We start from the raw sequence: 20102 nt of genomic DNA, 5'->3' as shown, positions 1-20102 counted from the left end.
CCCGACCACCGGCAGGGGCACGATCTGACGCAAGGACTCGAACTCGGCCCAGGCGAGGAGAGTGCTCACCAGCCGGCGGCTACCGGCACCGAGCCTGCCTTATGCCGACCCGGTAGCTCCCATTAGGTGGGGGCGTCGGAGTCCAACGCCGGGGACGACTTTCACATCTGGTGGGCCGCGAGCCGCGCGCTCAAGCTCATCGAGCCTGGCGCGAGATTGCGTCTCGTCGCGTTGGAGGGTCTGGCCACCGTCGACGATCCGGACGAGTCCTACGAGACGGTAGACGTCAGCGAGTACATCGGCGGGTATCGGATCACGACCGCCGACACGGTGATCCTTTCGCGGCTGAAGTACAGCACGAAACACCCGAACACGCCGTGGACCGCAGCCCGGCTCTGCAAGCCCAGGAAGCGTCCGAGAGACGACCAGCTGGCGACGTCGCGGACGGTGATCGCTGACCCTGCTACGGCGTACCGACGCGTCCTTGATGATCACGGTTCGGATGAGGTCGCCAAGGTGAGACTGGCGCTCGTAAGCAATCAGCCCGCCGACCAGCTGCTCGTGGATGCTGTTTGAGGCGGCTGCGGCCTGGGCCCGCTCTCGGGACCGCCGAGACCTGCGGCGGGATGGCCTGCTTCGGGCACTCCGCACTGAGCACCGGGATATTGTGGACACCCTGGCGAGGGCCGTGGGATCACGGCTGCGCTCAACGGAGTTCTGCGACTTCCTCGCCAGGCTGGACCTGTCTATGGAAGGTGCGCTCGGCCGTGAAGCGTTCGCACGTGCGGTGCGGGCCGGTGCGGCCGAGCTGACGCCGGGACGCGGTCTCGACTCGACTCAACGCTTGTTCGATCTTGTCTACGGTGAGGCTCTGCCCGGCCGAGGGCGGGGTGGTCTCAGGGCCGAAGACGTGCTTGCTCAGCTGGGTGTCGCCGAGGTGTTCGACCTCTATCCGGCACCGCCACGGTTGGCCGACCTGTCGCGCCCTCCGCTACCGGCGCCTGGCGCACGGGTCATCGCGGATGCTGTGCAGGCGCATCGAGGCAAGCTGGTTGTTGCGCACGGCCCCGCTGGCGCGGGTAAGACCACGGCACTGCGGCAGGTCGGCGACCACCTGCCTGCGGGGTCCGTGGTCGTGTTGTTCGACTGCTACGGCGGGGGTGACTACCTCAATGCCGGGGACGAGCGGCACACCCCGGACCGATTCGTCGTCCAGGTTGTCAATGAGCTTGCGCAGCGGTGCGGCACATCGCTCCTCGTTCAGGCGCCGACGCGGGAGCCGGACCAGAGGACAGCCTGATCCTCGCGGCCACGACCGCCGCCAGTGGACCATACGGGCAGAACCACTTCTGGAGATCCTGCTCCTGACCGTCCGTGCCGCCACCGGCGACGCACATCCCTACCTGCCAAGAGCGCTTCGGGAGTACAGGCCGACGGTCTATGCCATCGGCCGACCAATCCCCGCAGCTACGCCCCGTAACCAAGGTCCGCCGGTACGTTCGGGGAATCGAACCAAAAAGATCAATGCCCCGACCTGGACATCTCCTATTCGATCAACCATCAGATCTCATAGTTCTTACCTATTTGCCCAGGTCAGGGCATCATTACGCATCGTGGTGGAGGTGGCGGGAATCGAACCCGCGTCCTCCGGCACCGAACCAGGGCTTCTCCGGGCGGAGCCTGCTACTTGTTTCTCAGCCCCGGCAGACACACAGGCAAGCCGCCGTGGGCTCAGTCGCTGTTTGATGTTCCACCTGGCCCCGCGACCGGGTCAGATGGTGATCCTCCTAGCGACGCCAGGTCCCGGGCCGGAGGAACTCCCAGGCTGACGGTTGCTAGTCCTTAAGCCGCGAGGGCGTAAGGGGCAACAGGCTGCGTCTTGTTGGCAGCTGTTTTTTTGAACGGATCGTTAACGAGATAACCGTTCATCCTCGGCCCGCTTCCCCTGTCTCGACGTCCGAAGTCGAAACCGATCACCCCCAGGTGCGATGGTGCCTCCAACACGGCAAGTCTACCGCACGCCGGCGGCGACGCAGGGTGAGCGCCGCGGCCATGCCCGGTGGCAGGGGAGCCCCCGCGAGGAGTCACCCACATCTGGGCATGTCCGGCGGTCCGCGATAGTTAAAGATGCAACAGACATCCGGCGTCGCACCTGGGGAGCAGCAGTGGAGATCAAGGAACTGGGACATCTCGTCCTGTACGTCCGCGACATCGGGCGCTCGGTCGCCTTCTACCGGGACGTCCTGGGCTGGCGCCAGGTGTTCCCCGAGGCGACCGATGCCGCCGGCAACCCGCTGCGCCTGCCCGCGGCCGCCTTCTCCTCCGGGCGGACCCACCACGAGCTGCTGCTCATCGAGGTCGGCGAGAACGCGACGGCGGTGCCCGCCGGGCGCCGGCTCGGGATGTACCACTTCGGGCTGAAGGTTGGCGACACCGACGACGACCTGCGCGAGGCGCTGGCCCGTCTCCAGGCGGCGGGCGTGACGCTCGTCGGCGCCTCCGACCACACGGTGACGCACAGCCTCTACATCCTCGACCCGGACGGCAACGAGATCGAGCTCTACATCGACGTCCCCGGCGTCGACTGGAAGTCCGACCCGGCCCTGATCGCCGCCCCGATCCGCCCGCTGCGCCTGTAGCTCCACCCGGTCACCGACGGCCCGGAAGACGAGGGCCACGCGCCATCCGGCGGTGCAGCCGCGATGTCGGCGAGACTGCGCCCGTGACAGGTTCGGGCCCGGCCGCGTGGGGCGGCGGGTGGCGGGTGGCGCTGCTGCTGGCCATGGCGGTGCTGACCGGGTTGGTCGACGCGACGAGCTTCCTGTCCCTCGGCCATGTGTTCGTCGCGAACATGACGGGCAATGTCGTGTTCCTGGCGTTCGCGCTGGGCGGCGCGCCGGGGCTGTCAGCGGACCTGTCCGCGTTGGCGCTGGTGTGCTTCCTCGCCGGCACCGGGCTGGCCGGGCGCATCGGCACCGCCGCCGCGCTCGCCGGGCGACGCTGGCTGGTGGTGGCGCTGGCCGCGCAGGTCACGCTGATCGCGGGCGCCCTCGCCGCGGCCGCCGTCACCGGCGGCGGTGACGACCGGCCGTACGCGGTCGTCGCGCCGCTGGCGGTCGCGATGGGCCTGCAACACGCGACGGGGCGCCGGGTGGCCGTCCCCGAGGTGCCGACGAACGTGCTGACCACGACCCTCACCGGCCTCGTCGTGGACTCCCGCCTGGCCGGCGGACCGGGCTACGGCGACCCGCGGCGGTTCGCCGCCCCGGTCGCGATGTTCAGCGGCGCGCTGGTCGGCGCGACCTGCCTGCTGCACGTCAACCGGCTGGTACCCCTGGCGGCCGCGACCGCCCTCGCCGCCGGCTGCCTGATCGGCGCCGTCACCGGCCTGTGTGCCGGCGGCACGCAGGCGCCACCCCAGCAGGAGCGGCGCCTGGACGGACGGTGATCGCCATCCATCCGTGGCCGGCGGGACGCTCACCCAGGAGGGGACTCGGGGACACAGATCAGAGCCCAGGGTTCCTCCCGAAGGCGGGTCATCACCACCGTGACGGCAGGGCCGCCGGGGACGAGGTCGCGGCGGCGGGGCAGCAGGCGGCGGCGCAGCGCGTCGACGTCGCCGGCGAGGCCGCGGCGGCGGATGTCCAGCGCGCTGATGCCGCGGGCGCGCAGGTCGGCGGCGAGGCGGCGCACGTCGAACGGCTGCTGCGCCTCGACGCGCAGCAACCGGGCGAACGGGGTGGCCATGGCCTCGTCCGAGGTCAGGAAGGCGATCATCGGGTCGAGCTGCCAGGCGTCGAGCTGACGGGCCAGCTCCCCCACCAGGCCGGCCCGGGTCACGGCCGGGTTCGGGTCGTACAGGTACCGCCCGGGCTCGCCGACCCGGACCGGCGACTCGGTGGCGGTGGAGTCCGGCGAACCCACCAGGCTCACCGCACCAGCGCGGCCCCTCGGCTCGACGCCCTCGTCACCGAGGCGCCCCGCCTCGGTGCTCGGCACGGCCGTCGGCGTCGCCCCGCGAGACGGCGCGCGCAGGACCGTCGCCCGCCGCGGCGATGTGGCCAGCTCCGGGGAGAACAGGACGGCTTCCTTGAGGTCGCGGCCATCCGCCACGAACTCGACCTCCCAGCCGGCCGGCACCTGCCCGAGGTCGATCCCCGGCGCCGCCTTGACCGCCACCGCCCCGACGCGGTCGGTCAGCGCGAAGCACCAGGGCAGCGGCGGCTCGCAGGCACCGGACCCGAGACGACGGTCGCCGCTGCGGCGTGCCGGGTCGACGAACACGCCGTCCACGCCGTCAAGATCGACGTCCCGCACGTCGGACAGGCACGCCCGCACCGTCCGCGCGCCGTGGACGCCGGCGTTGAGTTCGGCCATCCGCAGGTGCACCGGGTCCCGGTCGACGAGCAGGATCTCGCGGCCCGGACCCAGCGCCGAGGCGTCGCCGCCGATCCCGGAGCACAGGTCGGCGACCCGGGCCCGGCCGGCGAAGCGGGACGCGCGATGCTCGGCGGCGGCTTGGGAGGACGCCTGTTCCAGGCCGGCGCGGGTGAAGAACATCCGGTCGGCGAGCACGAACTTCGCCGCCGCGCGCCGGCGCAGCTCCGCCTGGGTGAAGGCCGCCGCGACGAGCTCCGCGGGCACGCCCTCGGCCCGCAGTCGGGCCCCCACCGCCAGCTCCCGCGCCGTCGACGACGACCCGCCGGACGTGCCGTAGGCCGCGGCGGCCTCGGCGAGGAGCGCGGCACCCGAGGCCGTGCGCAGCGCCACCAGCTGCGCGAGACGATCGCGCGCCGCGGGATCGTCGACGGCGCCGCCGGCCACCGGCTTCTCGGGGCTGGTCAGCGGTAGCGGCCCTTGACACGGCGGCCCATCTCGCGGCTGATCTCGCGGGAGGCGTCCCGCTCGGCGAGCGCGTGCCGCTTGTCGTAGGCCTTGCGGCCGCGCGCCAGCGCAATCTCGATCTTGGCCCGGCCGTCCTTCCAGTACAGGCTCAGCGGGACGAGGGTGAGGCCGCCCTCCTGCGTCTTGCCGACGAGCTTCTCGATCTCGGCGCGGTGCAGCAGCATCTTGCGCTTGCGACGCGGGGCGTGGTTCGTCCAGGTGCCCTCGGTGTACTCGGGGATGTGGACGTTGTGCAGCCAGATCTCGCCGTCGCTGATCTGGGCGAAGCCGTCGACGAGCGACGCGCGCCCGGCCCGCAGCGCCTTGACCTCGGTTCCGCGCAGCACCAGCCCCGCCTCGTACGTGTCGAGGATGTCGTAGTCATGCCGGGCGCGCTTGTTCTGCGCGATCGCCCTGCGCCCCGTCTCCCTCGGCACCGTCCGACCCTTCTTCCCGTTCCACCGGCCCCCGCCCAGCCGCTACCGCGCACCCGGCGGTCACCGGACAACCACTGCTGTTGCGACGATACGTCCTGCGGCGCGAACGGCCTGGCACACCAGTTCCCATTCTAGCGATCATGCGACCAGGCGGATCTGTGCACCCACCGCAGGCCATCGATCCTCGAGCCGGGGTCGCGCCTCGGACGCGACTCAGACGCGCAGGTGGCGGTGCAGCGCGAGGGAGGCCATCGCGGCGGCGGCCAGGATGCCGACGGCGACCACCACGGCGCCGGACTCCCAGACCGCCGACCAGCCGAACAGCGGGAACGTCGACTGCCGGGCGAACTGGCCATCCACCAGGAACACCTTCGCCGCGACCAGCAGCCCACCCGCGAGCAGGCCGCCGACCAGGCCCGCGATCGCGCTCTCCAGCATGAACGGCGCCCGGATCGTGCCGTTCGACGCTCCGACCAGCTTCATCACCGCCGTCTCCCGGCGCCGGCCGTGCGCGGAGATCCTGATCATCGTGTAGATCAGCGCGAAGGACGCGAGCGCCTGCACGGCCGCCAGCGCGAACGCGCCGATCGTGAACGCGTCGAGGAACCGGTACAGCGGGTCGAGCAGGGCGCGCTGGTCACGGACCGCCTCCACCCCGTCCTGGCCGGTGTAGGTGACGACGATGTCGCCGGACGCCCGCGGGTCGGCGAGGGTGAGGCGCAGCGCGGCGGGCAGGTCACCGGGCCTGACCCCGGCGACCACGTCCGGCGAGTCGTGGAAGTCCCGGCGGAACCGGTCGTAGACCTGCCGCCCGCTCTCGTACCGCACCCCGACGATCGCCGGGTCCCGGTGCATCTCGGTCTCGAGGGCGGTCCGCTGCGCGGGGGTGATCTCGTCGGTGAGGTCGACGACGACCTCCAGCTGGCCGAGCAGGTAGTCGTCGACGGTGTGCACCTGGGCCCGCAGCAGCAGGCCGGCGCCGAGCATCGCCAGGCAGATGGTGACGGTGACGATCACGGCGGCGGTCATCGCCAGGTTGCGGCGCAGCCCCGTCCACAGCAGGGACGCCAGCGGAGCCGGGCGCATCAGCCGACCGCCCCGCGCACCGGCGGCGCCCACGGACTGCTCACGCCGCCGCCAACGCCGCCGATGCCGCCGATGCCGCCGATGCCAATGCCGATGCCGCCAATGCCGCCAATGCCGATGCCGCTGTCGACGCCACTGTCGACGCCACCGTCACCCGCGCTCTGAGCGGGCACGGCGATCGGCTGGGGGACGGTCTGGTCGTAGCGGCCGTCCGCCTCGTCGCGGATGAGGACGCCGTCGCCGAGTTCGAGCACCCGGCGGCGCATCGCGTCGACGAGCGAGGCGTTGTGGGTGGCCATGAGGACGGTCGTGCCGGCACGGTGGATCGTGTCGAGCAGCTTCATGATCTCCAGGCTGGTGGCGGGGTCGAGGTTGCCAGTGGGTTCGTCAGCGAGCAGCACGCGGGGGCGGCCGACGAACGCCCGGGCGATGGCGACGCGCTGCTGCTCCCCACCGGACAGTTCGTCGGGGTATCGCTGGGCCGCCTCGCGCAGGCCGACGAGCTCCAGCGCCTCGGGCACGACGCTGCGCACGACGTGGCGGGGACGGCCGACGACGTCGAGGGCGAACGCTACGTTGGCCGCCACGGTCCGGTTCGGCAGCAGCCGGAAGTCCTGGAACACGCAGCCCACGGCCCGGCGCAGCCGCGGGACCCGCCGGTCCGGGATCCGTGCGACGTCGCGCCCGGCGACCAGCACCTGGCCGGCGGAGGCCCGCTCCTCGCGCAGGAGCAGCCGCAGCAGCGTCGACTTCCCCGAGCCGGACGGGCCGACCAGGAAGACGAACTCGCCGGTGCCGATCTCGGCGCTGACGTCGGCCAGGGCGGGCCGGTCCCCGGTCGGGTACCACTTGCTGACCGCGTCCAGGACGATCATCACACCCCTCCCACGCCACGCAACAGTCAGAATACTTTCCGTGACGGAGATGGTAGGACGCGGCCGGAGCTTCCCCCGCGCGGGCGCGCCCACCTGCGCGATCCGCCGCCCGTGACGGGCGTGGAGCATCTGCCGTCGGGTAGGGGACGTCCAGGGTTGCGGCGAAGGCCCGCGCACGGGCGTACCGTGGAGCGAGTCGATCGTCTGTGTCACACCCCGGCGACCGGACGTTCGACGCCCTCCCTGGGAGGAACGTGCGACGATCCCTCGCAATCGTGGTCGGACACCGCGGCGGAAGGAGGCGGCATGGGCAGGCAGGATCTGGTCTGCGCGCGCTGCTCTGGGCTGGTGATCGAGGGCCGGTGCCCCACCTGCCGCGCGTCCCGCGAGTATCTGCGGCGCAACTCGGTGACGCTCTCCCCACAGCTGCTTCTCGCCATCCTCGCGGTGGTCATGGTGCTCACGGCGCTGGCCGTGCGCCATGCCACCTGAGGGATCCGGGTCACCCGACGGCGGCGGCATCGCCCCGGATCGGGGTGCGGGTGCCGCCTGACGGCCGTGGCGCCGGCGCCGCGCGCAGGACGCCGGCCCGGGTGTTGACCTCGCTGGTCGTGTTGCTGCTGGCCGGCGTGGGCCTGGTCGCCTGTGGTGGTTCGTCAGGTGGCGGGCGGGCCTCCGGTCCTGGCGCGGCCGCCAGCCCGCTGGCGGCGCCAGGTGGTGCCGGTGGCGGCGGGGCCGAGCCGTCGGCCGGCCCGACGCGCACCGTGGTCGGCGGGCTCGCCGCCCCCTGGGATGTGGCGTTCCTGCCGTCCGGCGAGGCGCTGATCAGCGAGCGGGACAGCGGCCGGATCCTGCGGCTGCCGGCCGGCGGTGCGCGGGCCAGCGTCCTCACCACCCTGCCCGGCGTGGTGCACCACGGCGAGTCGGGGTTGCTGGGGCTGGCCGTCTCCCCGACCTTCGCCGCCGACCGGTACGTCTACGCCTACTACACGACGGCGTCCGACAACCGGATCGTCCGATTCCGGCTGTCCGGCATCCACGCCGAACCGCCGACGCCGATCCTCACCGGCCTCACCCAGAACGTGATCCACAACGGCGGGCGGATCCGGTTCGGGCCGGACGGCCTGCTCTACGCCGGGGTCGGTGACGCCGGCGTGCGCACCCGCGCCCAGGACCGCGCCAGCCTGAACGGCAAGATCCTGCGGATGCGCCCCGACGGTGGGGTCCCTGCGGGCAACCCGTTCCCCGGGTCGCTGATCTACAGCCTGGGGCACCGCAACGTGCAGGGTCTGGCCTGGGACGCCGACGGCCGGCTGTGGGCGTCCGAGTTCGGCCAGGACCGGTTCGACGAGATCAACCTGATCGTCCCGGGCGGGAACTACGGCTGGCCGGTCGTCGAGGGTTTCGCCGACGACAACCGGTACCGCCAGCCCCTGGTCACCTGGGCGCCCGCGGACGCGTCACCGACCGGCATCGCGATCCGCGGGACGACGCTGTACGTCGCGGCGCTGCGCGGCCAGCGGCTGTGGGAGCTCGATCTGGCCGCCGGGACGGTACGCGGTCGGCCCCACGCGGTCCTCGCCGGTGACGGCTCGCTGGGCCGGCTGCGCGCGGCCGTCAGCGCGCCGAACGGCTCGGTGTGGATCCTCACGAACAACACCGACGGCCGCGGCGAGCCGAAACCCGGCGACGACCGGATCGTGGCCCTTCGCTAGCCCGCGGCGGGACGCGGCCCCGCCAGGCGTTCCCGCAGGGTGACCACATCGCCGACGACGATGACCGCGGGTGAGCCGATGCCGGCTTCGTCCGCCTGCCGGGCGATGTCCACCAGCGGGCCGGTAAGGACGACCTCGTCCGGGGTGCCGCCGGCGTGGATCACCGCGGCGGGGGTGTCGGGATGGCGCCCCCGCTTGACCAGCTCGCGGCTGATCTCGGCGAGCGCGGCGACACCCATCAGGACGACAACGGTGCCGGGACCGGTGGCCACGGCGTCCCAGTCGACGGTCGATCCCGGGTGGGACGGATCGACATGGCCGCTGACGATGGTGACGTCCTGGGTGATGCCCCGATGGGTGACGGGGATGCCGGCCAGCGCCGGCACCGCGACGGCGCTCGTCACCCCGGGCACGATCTCGCAGGGCAGGCCGGCGGCGGCGCAGGCCAGCGCCTCCTCGCCGCCGCGGCCGAAGACGAAGGGGTCGCCGCCCTTGAGCCGCACGACGCCGAGGCCGCGCCGGCCGCGGTCGACGAGGACCGCGTTGATCTGGTCCTGGGTGAGGTTGTGGCCGTGCGGGGCCTTGCCGGCGTCGATGATCTCGGTGCCGGGCCTGACCTCGGCGAGCAGGTCGCGAGGGGCGAGCCGGTCGACGACCACGACATCGGCGACCTGCAGCAGCCGCAGCCCGCGGACGGTGATGAGATCAGCCCGTCCCGGCCCGCCGCCGACGAGCGCCACCCAACCGCCGGAGGGTCTGTCCACGCCGGTCGCCTCCCCCACCTGCCGCCTCCCCGGCCCGCGGGGCTTCCCCCAGTGTGCGGCCTGAGCAGGCCATCCGCGTCAGATCACCGCGCTACGGTGACCTCGCTCACGGGACGCCGCGGTCACGCGCCACCGCGGTCACGGAGCCGGTGCGGTCGCGAGGGGATGCGCCGGGTACACCCGCCCCCGCCGTTGGCGCGGGAACGGCTCAGGTTCCGTGGCCGAGCCGCCAGCGCGCCGCGCGATATGCCCGCCAGCCGGAACGCAGACCGCGGCGCGCGTTGGCGAGGGCGTCGCGATGGCCGTTCGCGACCAGACGCAGGATGTCGACGGCGCCGGCGGTACGATCCACCACCAGCCGGCTGATGGCGAAACGGGAGCGAAGCGGCTGGTGCAGCCGATATCCGAGCTCACAGGCGGAATCAAATCCGGCGGCCGCGACGACGGTACGCACGGACGCGCAGTGGTATCCGAACGGATAGGAGAAACTGTCCGGGCTGCGACCGGTCTTCTCTTCGATGGCCCGGCGGCTGGCGGTCACGTCATAGCGGGCGAGCGCCGTCGGGACGACGTCGAGTTCCAGGTGACGGTGGCCGTGGGAGCCGAGTTCCACACCTTCGTCGGCGAGCGCCGCGAGATCGGACCAGTCCAGCAGGGGAAGATTGCGCTCGCTGTATCCGTCCAGCCAGGTGGCGCGGCGACCGGGATACGCGGTCGGCACATAAAGCGTGGCGTGCGCTCCGGCATTCTGCAGTGCCGGCAGCGCGGTGGTGACGAAGTCCTCGAAACCGTCGTCGAAGGTGATGGCCACCTGCCGGCGGTGCGGGTGAGCGAGGGCATCGGTGAGCCCGGTGAGGTGATATCCGCTCGCGGCGAGCGCGCCGAGCTGCTCGGCGAACACCCCCGGCGGGACCTCCCAGCGCCGGAAGTCGGCGCTCACGGAGTCCCCCACGCTGTGATACATGAGGACGGGCAGGGGCATCGTGAGCGTCTCGTCCAGCACGCCGGAGGCGGAGCCGGGCAGCGCGGTCGCCATCGTGGTCACATCGATCCCGTACCCGCGGCGGCCCGCACCACACCGGGATTAGGTCGGATATTTCCGTCCTCATACCTGTGTATATTGACCTGGGGGGACACAGGCTGTACTCCCTCCGCGACGACGGTGCACAATCGTGGACGACCAGGTGACACGGACGCGCTGCCCATCGGGTGCAGTAGTGCGCGGTCCGGCCGGAGAGATCGAAACTAAAACATCGAACGGTCCGCGAACTACCCGGGACTCTACACGCGCATACCGGGCGTGCCAATGGCTTCGGCAGATCCGCCGGGTAGGTCGGGCGGATGGCGACTGGGCACCCTCCCGGCCGACGGAGCCAGCCCGGGTCAAGAGAGGTCGGACCGAGCATCCCGGCTTTCCCGGGCGGGGACGGCGGATACCCCTGGGCACCGGTCAGCTCATAAATGGGGGTAACCCGGATAGGCAGGCCCGCGGCCAGGAGCGATCAGCCATTCGAATCCAGCGGCGGGCGCTGCGGGAACACGCCCGGACCGGTCTCGCCTCGCCGCCGGGAAACACCGCGGATGCCATTACCGAGCGGTGGGGCGGCCGTTTTCACGCCTGACTCTCGGCGGCCCGCCGCCAGCGGATCTCGGCGTCGATGAACTCGTCGAGGTCGCCGTCAAGCACACCGCCGGTGTTCGACGTCTCGGTCTCGGTCCGCAGGTCCTTGACGAGCTGGTAGGGATGCAGCACGTAGTTGCGGATCTGGGAGCCGAAGGAGACGTCCTGCGGCCCGCCAGTAATGCGCTGCTTCTCCGCCGCCTCCTCCGCACGCCGCCGCTCCAGCAGCTTCGCCTGCAGGACGATCATCGCGGCCGCCTTGTTCTGCAGCTGGCTGCGCTCGTTCTGGCAGGTGACGACGATGCCGGTCGACAGGTGGGTGATGCGGACCGCGGAGTCGGTCGTGTTGACCCCCTGGCCGCCCGGGCCGGACGACCGGAAGATGTCGATCCGCAGGTCCTTGTCGTCGATGTCGACGTGGTCGGACAGCTCGACCACGGGCGTCACCTCGACGCCGGCGAAGGAGGTCTGCCGCCGGTTCTGGTTGTCGAACGGGGAGATGCGCACGAGCCGGTGCACACCGTGCTCGCTGCGCAGCGTTCCATAGGCGTAGGGGGCCTTGACCTGGAAGGTCGCCGACTTCAGGCCGGCCTCCTCGGCCTCGGAGGTGTCGAAGACCTCCGTGGCGTAGCCGTGGCGCTCGGCCCAGCGCAGGTACATCCGCAGCAGCATCGCCGTCCAGTCGGCCGCGTCGACACCGCCGGCGCCGGCGGAAAGCTGGACGATCGCGTCCCGCTCGTCGTACTCGCCCGACAGCAGCGTGCGCACCTCGAGCGCGGCGATGTCGGAGGTGAGCGCCGGCAGGTCGGCGGCGGCCTCGGCGAGGAACTCGTCATCTCCGAGGGCCGCGGCGGCGTCGATGTCGTCGAGGCGGCGGCGCAGCCCCTCCACCCGGGCGATGTCCCCTCGGGTCGACGACAGCCGCCGCGTGACCACCTGCGCGCGATCCTGGTCGGACCACAGATCAGGGTCGGCCGCCTGCTGTTCGAGCTCGTCCGCCCGACGGCGCAGCGCCTCCACATCGAGCACGGACTCGATGCCGCTGAGCGTGGCATCGAGCTGTTTGATCTCCTCGGGCAGGTCGGCGGCCATGCTGTTCACCTTACCGGCCGCCCGGCCGGCCACCATGAGAACGGATCTTGAGCACGCCGCGCAGCGGGCCGGTCATCCTCCCGCCCCGTCCCCCGCGGGCTCTGCCAGCCGGACCCCGATGATCACAGGGTCAGCTCCGGCCCCCGCGCCGGACGGCCGCGCGACCGGGCGCCGCCGACCTCGCTCGCCCTCGCTCGCCGCCGTCGCGTCCGCGACGGGCGGGGGTGGAGAAAAATCACGCGGCGGAAACATTCAATGGCTTCACGACACCGCGTTGAAACATGACGTGGCAGATCCCGGCTATTTCGTCCAACCGACACCCGCACCGCGGACAATTCGGACGGTAACCGCGCCGCACACCCAAGTGGGCCAGCCGCCCGACGGCGCGGCACGACAATCCACAAAGAGACCTGCCCCACATCGCCGAGCGCACACGATCCGCCGCGTTGACGGTCCGCGAACGATATCTTTGAGCCCGGCGCTTCGCTGATGAATTCGCCGGATGCCTGGTACTCCGCGGACAGCGCGGTCCCCTGGTGGCCAGGTCGTGGTCGCGGTCCACGTCGTCGTGGTCCCCGGCCGGAAACGACAGGCACACCGTCCTTACAGGCACATCGTCTCCACCGGCCGCGACACGACCCACCGTCGGTGCCGGTCCACCAGTGCGGGACACGCGAGGGAGGCCGCCATGGGTGTTCGCTGCCATTACCCGACGGACCGCTACGCGGCGGACCAGGTTGTGTGGTTAGTCCCGGCGGCACTCCGGCTCGCCGCGCACCGCCGGCCGGTGACACGCGGCGCGATCACCCCTGCTGGTTCACGAAGGGTGCCCTCGTGTCCGACGTCTCCAATCGACGATCAGTGCTGGTCGCCACCGGCCTCGCGGCGGTGGGCACGATGACCCTCGGCTCCGATGTCACAAGCCCGGGCGATGCCTCCCATCTGCACGACGCCTGCTCCGCCGCGCTGGACGCCGCGGTGGGCGCCTACGAGACGACCGAGCTGCGCGCGACCGCGGCCACGCTCGCTCCCCTCGAGCACGCCACCAGGTCGGTGCCGAGGGACCATCGGCTGCGCGGCCAGGTCGCCCTGGACTGGATGCGCCTGCACGCGGCGGTGACGACGGCGGCGGCCGCCGTCTCCTACGACCGTGGCCGGCACGCCGACGCCGCCGCCAGGGCGGACCGGGCCGCCTCCCTCGCCCGCGCCGCCGGCGACGGGCCGCTCGCCGCGCGAGCCCTGGCACTGCGCGCCCGGATGGTCCGCCCGCACAGCCCGGCGGTGTCGTTGCAGATCGCCGGGGTGGCCGCGCGGATCGCCGGCTTCAGCCCGACCCGGGCGCTCATCGCCGGGAAGGTCGTGACCAGCGCCTGCGCCGCGACCGGCGACACCGCGGGCGTGCGGGACGCCGTCGCCCGCGCCTGGCAGACGATGGAGCGCCTCGACGACGTGGACTTCGGCACCCCCGGCTTCGCCCTGGAGACCTACTCCCCGGCGGACCTGGCGCTCGCCTGCGCCGAGGCGCTGACCACGGTCGGCGCGGCGGACGAGGCGACGCCCCACCTGGAGCGGGCGGAGACGCTCGTGGTCGGCTCCGGCCAGACCGGGATGGTCGTCTCGGTGCGGATGGCGCGGGCCCGCGCGGCGCTCGCCCGGGAGATCCCCGACCGGGACGAGGCCGCCACCTTCGCCGGGCAGGCCGTCGCTCTGTCCGCGGCGCGGCCGGCCGAGTGGCTGGCCCGTCTCGTGCGGGACGTGTCGCAGCTGTCGGAGCAGCGCACCGGCTACGGCCTCGACGATCTGGTCGACGCCACCGCGCCGTGGCTGCATTCGACCATCGAGACGGACGGGGGCGCGGATGCCGTGTCCGCGGTGGCGCGCGTCGGCCTGACCGCGCCGAGCGGCGTCATGGTGCAGCGGGCTGGCGGACCACCGACTGTGCCTGCGCCCCGGCCCGCACGGTAACCGGGCCCACCCCGAGGTAGCCGACGACCGGCAGGTTGACCACCCGCGACCCCTCCACCCGCACCGTCGTGGGGTCGATCAGGCTGGAACTCAGCGTCGTGCGCCCGCTCGGGTCGGCCTGCCGCTGGTACTGGTCGACGGTCTCGCTGACGTCGCCCAGCGGGAGCCGAGCCAGGGCGTCGCGGGACGTGTAGACGGCGTTCTCGTCGATGCGCTGGGCGGCCGCGAGGGCCGCGCCGTCCGCGGCCGAGGCCACCGAGCGCCGGGCGAGATAGACGGCGGACACGTCCGTCACCACGACCACCAGCATGGCGGCCACCATCAGATAGCCGAGGGTGAGAATCAGGATCGTCCCGCCGTCGGCCGCCTCGGCGCGGCCGGCACCCGCCGGCGGGCGTGCCGACGGGCGCGATGCGGCGTGGGAATCCGGCATGCGCTGCCCCCTGTCCGGCGTCCGCGTCCCGGCCGGCCCGGCCTTGCCCACCGAACCGCCACCCGCGACCCTCGCATTATAGGAGAATGCGGCACGGGCCGATCACGCGGCGCGCGGACCTCCCCAGGAGACGGACACCATGGCCGAGGCAGCGCCGGGGACCGTCCTCGCGCGGAGATTCAGGTTCGTCGAGGCGATGGGGCCGGCGGTCGCCGCGAACGCGGTCTGGCGCGGCGTCGACGAGGAACACCAGGTCGACGTCACGCTCACCAGAGAACAACCGTCGTGTGATTCCTCCGGGCCCGGCGGGAACGACCTCGACAATCACCTTCGCCGTTCGCGCGAGACCGCTGCCGCGTTATCGGACTGCCCGCACATAGTCCGCGTCCTCGATGTCGTCCGGGATGCGGACGGCATTTCCTGGACGGTCACCGACTATTATCCGTCCCGTTCCCTGTGGGCCGTGCTGGCAGCGGAGGGAACGCTCGCCCTCACCGAGATCGCCGCGCTCGCGACCCGTCTGCTGGCAGCCCTGCGGGCCGCACACGAGGCCGGCGTCACGCACGGCGCCGTCTCGCCCGCGACGATCCGGTTGGGCACGGACGGATCGGCCCGCCTCGCCGGTTTCGGCACCGCGCCCGCGACGACGGTGCGGACGCTCCCGAGCGACGACGTGTTCGCCCTCGCCGCCGCGCTGGTCGTGGCCGCCCAGGGCCCGTCGTCCGCCGCGTCCACGACACCGGCCAGCCCCGCCGGACACGGCGGTCATGGGTGGATAAACGCCGGCGACCGGTGTGTGCGAGTGCCGGCGGTGACGCAGCGTTGCGGGGAGTTGAGCGCACTGTTCACCCGGATGCTCGACCCGGATCCGGCCGCGCGGCCGTCCGCCGACGAGGCACTGACCGCCGTCTGGTCGTACCTCGACGAGACGCGCCAGGGAACCGAGAAGAACGACCACGGCAAGGACGACCACGGCGTCGTCGACGACCAGCGCGTCGTCTTTGCGGAGCGCCGGCTCGGGCGGCCGATCCCGATCGCGGTCGGGATCGTGCTGGTGCTCGCGTCCGGCATCGTTCCCGCCGCGGTGGCCGGCGGGTTCAACCCGTGGAGCCCCGGCCAGCTGGTCGCCGCGGCACTGCCGGTCGCCCTCGCGCTGGTGCTGTTCTGGCGGGCGTCGCAGCCCACCGGCGAGCTCGCCGTCGACACCGAGCTGATCGCGATGAGCCGCGGCATGACCAGGCTCGCCGTGCACCGCGCGGCGATCGCCGGCACCGCGACGCGCGCCGGCCTGCTCACCCTGACCCCGCACGCCACCACCGCCCCGCACGCCACCACCGCCCCGCACGACACCACCACCCCGCACGACACCGCCAGCCAGCACGACACCGCCAGCCAGCCCGGCACGGGGACCCGGCCCGGCACCGGCCAGCTCCCGCCGACCACGTGGCTGCCGCCCGCGCGATCGTGGCCGCTGCCCCGGCACGACCGGCGCACGGGCGTGGTGACCGTCTGCCGGCTGTCCTGGTTCCGCGGGGCCACCGCGGAGGAGGTCGCCGCGGTACTGGCCGCCTTCGCCTGGCCAGCGGAGACGACACACCGCCCACCCACGACAGCAGAGTAGGTCGCGCCGCACGTCGTGATCTTCGTGCGCGTTGTCGCGGCGGGTCGTGGCAGCGTGATGGCAACATGGGAAGCACACCCCACCCGGGCCTCCTGGTCGAGGACCGCGTCGTTGCCCGGTCAGCCGGGGGGCACGTCCGGGCGTTCCGCGAGGACCGCGATGCCGTCGAGCAGGCGGGCGAGGCCGAAGTCGAACTCGGAGTCCATGTCGTCGTCATCGTCCAGAGACCCGGAGTCGATGGCGCGCTGCAGTGATGGGAAGGTGGCCGGGTTGATGAGCCGGCCGAGCATGGCCCCGTAGCCGGGCATGATGTGGCCGTCGCTGGCAGCGGTGCGCAGGTCGAGGCTCAGCGTCGCCTCGTTGCGGACGAAACCGCTCAGCAGCAGCACCGAGGACAGCTTCTCCTGCTCCGACAGCGGTGTACCGGCCAGGCAGCGCAGACCGTCGTCCATCCAGGCGACCATGTTCGGGCCGAGCGGCGGCGTGGTGATCGGGACGCGCAGCGACCACGGATGGCGCTGGTAGCTGGCGCGCGCGCCCTGCGCCCAGCGGGACAGCCCGGCCCGCCAGCCGTCGTCGGACAGGCGGGGGCCGGGCGGCGGGCCCATCGCGGTGTCGACCATGAGCATCAGCAGCTCGTCCTTGGCCGAGACGTAACGGTAGAGCGACATCGTCGCCGCGCCGAGCTCGGCGGCGACCCGGCCCATCGACAGGCCGCCGATGCCCTCCGCCTGGGCGACGTCGATGGCGGCCGCGACGATGCGCTCCAGGCTCAGCCCCCGCCGGGGGCCGCGGCTCGACCGCTCGCGCACGCCCCAGAGCATCTCGACGGCGGGGGGCAGTGCGAACGTGGGCGCCTCGTTCGAGCGGATCGCTGACCCGGGCACCGGCGCCACCTCGGCGGCGGACGCACGACCCGGCGCGGGCACCACCTCGGCGCCGGCCCCGCGGCCGGCGCGGCCCGGCCGCCCTGCACCGCGGCCGTCCGCGCTCCCGGCTTCCCTGCCCGCCACGCTCACCTCCGCCGTCTGGCGACGCCCTCCCGCCGAAACCTACCGTTGACGCCATCCTAGATCTGCGTACCATCTACGCAGTAGAACGTATGCCATACGCAGTTTCCACGACTGGAGCCCCCACCATGACCACTGGGCTGGCGAACACTGAGCTGGCGAACACCGGGCTGGCGAACACCGAGCTGGCGACCGCCGAGCTGGCGATCGAGGCCGCCGGGCTGGCCAGGTCCTACGGTTCGACCTCCGTCCTGCGAGGCATCGATCTACGGGTCCCCCGCGGCGGTGTGTTCGCGCTGCTTGGTCCCAACGGCGCAGGCAAGCCCGCAACCGAAGTACTGGACTCCTCCTCTGCTTGATCTGGGTCCGGACCGCGTTTCCCCAGGTCCGGCGGGCACTGGGCTTGGTAGCCTCGTGGCACCGCCGGCTCAACGCGCCAATCAGTAGCCCACTGGCCGCCCCCGGTTCGCCTGCGGCCGGGGGCGGGTATCGCCATGAGGGTGTGGAACACCCTGTGGGGCGTACCGCCAGGTCCAGATGGCTGAGCGTTCCGCCGCCGATCACCGGACCGGCCGCGGCTGGCACCGGATGGTGCCGTTGTGGCCGTTGGTGCTGCTGGTGGGGCTCGCAGGCCTGGAGTTCGCGAACAGCCAGTGGGTGATCCTCGAACTGACCGTTCTTAGCCCGCTGTTGGCCGCCACCGTCGTCGGGCCACGGCTGACCACGATGTACGGGGCGCTGGCCGTGGTGGCGGTCGTCGCACTCGGGGTGCGTGATCATCTCTACGGGTCGGGCAGCAGCGGCTGGCCCGCTCAGGCCGTCCGGTTGGGGGGAGTGGCCGCGGGCGGGGCGATGGCCGTTCTGCTCAGCAGCTATCACACTCGGCGCGAGACCAAGCTCGCGAACGTCACGCGGGTCGCGGAGGCGGTCCAGCGCACGATCCTCACGCCGATACCCGTTAGGACCGCGCACCTGCGGCTGGCGGCGCGCTACGAGAGCTCGACAGCCGAGGCGAACGTCGGCGGTGACTTCTACGCGGTGGTGGCCCGGGAGCACGGGGCGCGGCTGTTGATCGGGGACGTGCGAGGCAAGGGCCTGGAGGCCGTGCGCCTCGCGAGCCTGGTGACCAGCTGCTTCCGAGTTGTAACACGCCAGTCGGGAGACCTGGGCACCGTGCTGCGCGAGCTCGACGCCGAGGTGGCGTCCGCCGGCATGGACGACGACTTCGCCACGGCGCTGGTCATGGACGTCGAGGGCGGCCATGTGCGGTTCACCAACGCCGGGCATCCCGACCCGGTCCTGATTCGGGACGGGCAGGCATGGCTGCTGGAACCCCCCGGTCGACAACTGCCACTGGGGCTGGGCAGCGCCGGCGACGTCGTCGGCTCGGCCTGTCTGGAACCAGGCGACCGGCTCCTGCTCTACACCGACGGGATCGCCGAAGCACGCGACCCCGTCACGAGGGCGTTCTTCCCACTGCTGCCTGGCATCGCCGCCTCACTGGGCACGCAGTCGGCCGGTGCCGATCACGCCGACCGGCTGGACGCCACAGGAAGCACCCGATCCCCGACCTCCGCGGCAACGCGCGTACCCACGGCAGCCCACCGACCGCCGCCGCAGCACCCACCCGCACGAGCACCCGATGATGCCGGCACCGTCGAGGCGCAACCGACAGACCTCGACACGGCACTCGACCACCTGATCGCCAGCGTGCACGCCTGGAGCGGCGGAGCCCTGCACGACGACGTCGCGCTACTCGCCGTCGAGATCCTCACGCCGCCAACGCGCTCTGACTGACACCGCCACCGTCCTGACAACGACAGCCCGCCCGGTCTCGGGAGGCGAGCCTCGAAGCCCGCGTCATACTGCGCCCCCTCGCCATGCGCGCCGTCGCGGACTGCCGGTCCGTTCCGGCCGACTCCGCGCCGGCGAGGGGCGGCCCCGCAAGATCGTAAGCGATGGAGAATATCGCAGGGTTCAGATAACGGCACTCCGCCAGTTAAAGTGGGCTTCATTTGAAGCAGATGCAACATCTGGCGGATGCCGAAAAGCGGCGATATCGGTTTTTCCGAGTGCTCCAAGTCAGAGCCTATCGCGACACGCCGTCCCGCTGTGGAAAAACGGCGATGCCGATTTTCGATGCAACGATGATTGCATCGGATGCAACAGGCGGCTGCCATGGCGCAACGTGTTGATCTGTCCGGTGCTGCGCACCTTGTACTCGATGCGAGAGTTGCGCATGTCGATCCAGCGGCGGCTGTATTCGCGGCGATGGTGGAAGGCTGGTCGCGTCAGCAGCAGAGCCGTTTCCTTCGGCCGGCCACGATCCGAGCGCGGCTGGAGCTGGTGCGCCGGTTCGCGGCGTTCACGAACCAGTACCCGTGGGAGTGGCCGGCGGGTGAGGTGGAGGCGTTCACCTCCGAGCTCATCCCGCTTCTTCGAACGCGCTGAGCGACGTCGACCGGAAGGGGCCCGGGTTCACGCTGCGTGAGATTACGCGGACCCCAGCATGGGTACGAGTGGTAACCATGACAGCACAGAAAGTGAAGCGCCGGGAGGGTGGGGCGCGGATGAAGCCGCTGGTCCGCCTCGGCATCGG

General features: G+C 72.0%; 19 protein-coding genes, 1 other RNA gene and 1 pseudogene. 11 read left to right on the top strand and 10 right to left on the bottom strand.

Annotation, left to right across the window (positions count from 1 at the left end):
- Positions 1 to 126 precede the first annotated feature (126 nt).
- On the top strand, positions 127 to 576 hold the full coding sequence (locus tag AC6EXY_RS31600) for a hypothetical protein (RefSeq protein WP_499818790.1): 450 nt from the start codon (positions 127 to 129) through the stop codon (positions 574 to 576).
- 91 nt (positions 577 to 667) lie between these two features.
- Positions 668 to 1300: a hypothetical protein gene (locus AC6EXY_RS31595; RefSeq protein WP_499818789.1), complete on the top strand. Its 633-nt coding sequence runs from the start codon at positions 668 to 670 to the stop codon at positions 1298 to 1300.
- Positions 1301 to 1614: 314 nt separating this feature from the next.
- On the opposite strand, the gene ssrA is transcribed toward AC6EXY_RS31595, so the two are convergent.
- Positions 1615 to 1981, bottom strand: a transfer-messenger RNA (tmRNA) gene (gene ssrA, locus AC6EXY_RS31590).
- 184 nt (positions 1982 to 2165) lie between these two features.
- On the opposite strand from ssrA, the gene AC6EXY_RS31585 reads away from it, so the two are divergent.
- Both AC6EXY_RS31585 and AC6EXY_RS31580 read left to right on the top strand, forming a co-directional pair.
- The gene (locus AC6EXY_RS31585; protein WP_101833800.1) at positions 2166 to 2639 is read left to right on the top strand and encodes a VOC family protein; all 474 of its coding nucleotides are present in this window, start codon (positions 2166 to 2168) and stop codon (positions 2637 to 2639) included.
- A gap of 83 nt (positions 2640 to 2722) precedes the next feature.
- Entirely contained in the window at positions 2723 to 3448 is a 726-nt protein-coding gene (locus AC6EXY_RS31580; protein ID WP_243407918.1) for a YoaK family protein, read from the top strand.
- A gap of 29 nt (positions 3449 to 3477) precedes the next feature.
- Here the strand turns inward: AC6EXY_RS31580 and AC6EXY_RS31575 are convergent, their stop codons facing one another.
- The 4 genes from AC6EXY_RS31575 to ftsE all read right to left on the bottom strand — a co-directional run bounded on the left by AC6EXY_RS31575 (position 3478) and on the right by ftsE (position 7282).
- Complete coding sequence (locus AC6EXY_RS31575; RefSeq protein WP_499818788.1) at positions 3478 to 4824, bottom strand: class I SAM-dependent methyltransferase; 1347 nt, start codon at positions 4822 to 4824, stop codon at positions 3478 to 3480.
- A 17-nt stretch (positions 4825 to 4841) separates the two neighbouring features.
- Positions 4842 to 5321 (bottom strand): SsrA-binding protein SmpB, encoded by a 480-nt coding sequence (gene smpB / locus AC6EXY_RS31570; protein WP_101833797.1) that lies wholly within the window; start codon positions 5319 to 5321, stop codon positions 4842 to 4844.
- A 213-nt stretch (positions 5322 to 5534) separates the two neighbouring features.
- A complete protein-coding gene (ftsX, locus tag AC6EXY_RS31565) occupies positions 5535 to 6407 on the bottom strand; it encodes a permease-like cell division protein FtsX (protein WP_101833834.1) in 873 nt (290 codons plus the stop codon).
- Positions 6407 to 7282 carry a cell division ATP-binding protein FtsE gene (ftsE, locus tag AC6EXY_RS31560; RefSeq protein ID WP_499818787.1) on the bottom strand — a complete coding sequence of 292 codons (876 nt, stop codon included), beginning with the start codon at positions 7280 to 7282 and terminating at the stop codon, positions 6407 to 6409. The genes ftsX and ftsE overlap by 1 nt, the downstream gene beginning before the upstream one ends.
- 306 nt (positions 7283 to 7588) lie before the next feature.
- Here ftsE and AC6EXY_RS31555 point away from each other — a divergent pair, with 306 nt between their 5' ends.
- Positions 7589 to 7774 (top strand): hypothetical protein, encoded by a 186-nt coding sequence (locus AC6EXY_RS31555; RefSeq protein WP_101833795.1) that lies wholly within the window; start codon positions 7589 to 7591, stop codon positions 7772 to 7774.
- 101 nt (positions 7775 to 7875) lie between these two features.
- Positions 7876 to 8997, top strand: coding sequence for a PQQ-dependent sugar dehydrogenase (locus tag AC6EXY_RS31550; protein WP_165818574.1), 1122 nt, complete (start codon positions 7876 to 7878; stop codon positions 8995 to 8997).
- Here AC6EXY_RS31550 and cobA read toward each other — a convergent pair.
- The 3 genes from cobA to prfB form a co-directional block, all read right to left on the bottom strand.
- The gene (gene cobA, locus AC6EXY_RS31545; protein WP_243407915.1) at positions 8994 to 9761 is read right to left on the bottom strand and encodes a uroporphyrinogen-III C-methyltransferase; all 768 of its coding nucleotides are present in this window, start codon (positions 9759 to 9761) and stop codon (positions 8994 to 8996) included. The genes AC6EXY_RS31550 and cobA overlap by 4 nt on opposite strands.
- A gap of 208 nt (positions 9762 to 9969) precedes the next feature.
- Positions 9970 to 10797 (bottom strand): polysaccharide deacetylase family protein, encoded by an 828-nt coding sequence (locus tag AC6EXY_RS31540; protein ID WP_423748142.1) that lies wholly within the window; start codon positions 10795 to 10797, stop codon positions 9970 to 9972.
- Between the two features lie 576 nt (positions 10798 to 11373).
- Complete coding sequence (gene prfB / locus AC6EXY_RS31535; protein ID WP_101833829.1) at positions 11374 to 12474, bottom strand: peptide chain release factor 2; 1101 nt, start codon at positions 12472 to 12474, stop codon at positions 11374 to 11376.
- A gap of 834 nt (positions 12475 to 13308) precedes the next feature.
- Here prfB and AC6EXY_RS31530 point away from each other — a divergent pair.
- The gene (locus AC6EXY_RS31530) at positions 13309 to 14439 is read left to right on the top strand and encodes a hypothetical protein (RefSeq protein WP_101833789.1); all 1131 of its coding nucleotides are present in this window, start codon (positions 13309 to 13311) and stop codon (positions 14437 to 14439) included.
- Here AC6EXY_RS31530 and AC6EXY_RS31525 read toward each other — a convergent pair.
- Positions 14381 to 14872 carry a pilus assembly protein TadG-related protein gene (locus tag AC6EXY_RS31525; protein WP_101833787.1) on the bottom strand — a complete coding sequence of 164 codons (492 nt, stop codon included), beginning with the start codon at positions 14870 to 14872 and terminating at the stop codon, positions 14381 to 14383. The genes AC6EXY_RS31530 and AC6EXY_RS31525 overlap by 59 nt on opposite strands.
- 139 nt (positions 14873 to 15011) lie before the next feature.
- On the opposite strand from AC6EXY_RS31525, the gene AC6EXY_RS31520 reads away from it, so the two are divergent.
- Positions 15012 to 16493 carry a serine/threonine-protein kinase gene (locus tag AC6EXY_RS31520; RefSeq protein ID WP_499818786.1) on the top strand — a complete coding sequence of 494 codons (1482 nt, stop codon included), beginning with the start codon at positions 15012 to 15014 and terminating at the stop codon, positions 16491 to 16493.
- Positions 16494 to 16612: 119 nt separating this feature from the next.
- Here AC6EXY_RS31520 and AC6EXY_RS31515 read toward each other — a convergent pair whose 3' ends face one another.
- Positions 16613 to 17380 carry a TetR/AcrR family transcriptional regulator gene (locus tag AC6EXY_RS31515; RefSeq protein WP_243407914.1) on the bottom strand — a complete coding sequence of 256 codons (768 nt, stop codon included), beginning with the start codon at positions 17378 to 17380 and terminating at the stop codon, positions 16613 to 16615.
- Between the two features lie 308 nt (positions 17381 to 17688).
- Here AC6EXY_RS31515 and AC6EXY_RS31510 point away from each other — a divergent pair.
- The 3 genes and pseudogenes from AC6EXY_RS31510 to AC6EXY_RS31500 form a co-directional block, all read left to right on the top strand.
- Positions 17689 to 17826 (top strand): annotated as a pseudogene (locus AC6EXY_RS31510) (ABC transporter); the annotation flags it as partial.
- 214 nt (positions 17827 to 18040) lie between these two features.
- Positions 18041 to 19300: a PP2C family protein-serine/threonine phosphatase gene (locus AC6EXY_RS31505; protein WP_101833783.1), complete on the top strand. Its 1260-nt coding sequence runs from the start codon at positions 18041 to 18043 to the stop codon at positions 19298 to 19300.
- A 363-nt stretch (positions 19301 to 19663) separates the two neighbouring features.
- A complete protein-coding gene (locus tag AC6EXY_RS31500) occupies positions 19664 to 19954 on the top strand; it encodes a hypothetical protein (protein ID WP_133150816.1) in 291 nt (96 codons plus the stop codon).
- The last annotated feature ends 148 nt before the right edge of the window (positions 19955 to 20102 follow it).

The sequence above is a fragment of the Frankia sp. RB5 genome (assembly GCF_059816245.1).
Note: the sequence above shows the minus strand (reverse complement) of the source record. Positions and strands in the feature narration are given on the sequence as shown.

Excerpts from the sequence above, each read along its gene's own strand:
- AC6EXY_RS31500 (WP_133150816.1), top strand. The coding sequence starts at position 19,664 with ATGCAACAGGCGGCTGCCATGGCGCAACGTGTTGATCTGTCCGGTGCT.
- AC6EXY_RS31555 (WP_101833795.1), top strand. The coding sequence starts at position 7,589 with ATGGGCAGGCAGGATCTGGTCTGCGCGCGCTGCTCTGGGCTGGTGATC.
- AC6EXY_RS31540 (WP_423748142.1), bottom strand. The coding sequence starts at position 10,797 with ATGGCGACCGCGCTGCCCGGCTCCGCCTCCGGCGTGCTGGACGAGACG.
- ftsX (WP_101833834.1), bottom strand. The coding sequence starts at position 6,407 with ATGCGCCCGGCTCCGCTGGCGTCCCTGCTGTGGACGGGGCTGCGCCGC.
- ftsE (WP_499818787.1), bottom strand. The coding sequence starts at position 7,282 with ATGATCGTCCTGGACGCGGTCAGCAAGTGGTACCCGACCGGGGACCGG.
- AC6EXY_RS31505 (WP_101833783.1), top strand. The coding sequence starts at position 18,041 with ATGGCTGAGCGTTCCGCCGCCGATCACCGGACCGGCCGCGGCTGGCAC.
- prfB (WP_101833829.1), bottom strand. The coding sequence starts at position 12,474 with ATGGCCGCCGACCTGCCCGAGGAGATCAAACAGCTCGATGCCACGCTC.
- AC6EXY_RS31520 (WP_499818786.1), top strand. The coding sequence starts at position 15,012 with ATGGCCGAGGCAGCGCCGGGGACCGTCCTCGCGCGGAGATTCAGGTTC.
- AC6EXY_RS31525 (WP_101833787.1), bottom strand. The coding sequence starts at position 14,872 with ATGCCGGATTCCCACGCCGCATCGCGCCCGTCGGCACGCCCGCCGGCG.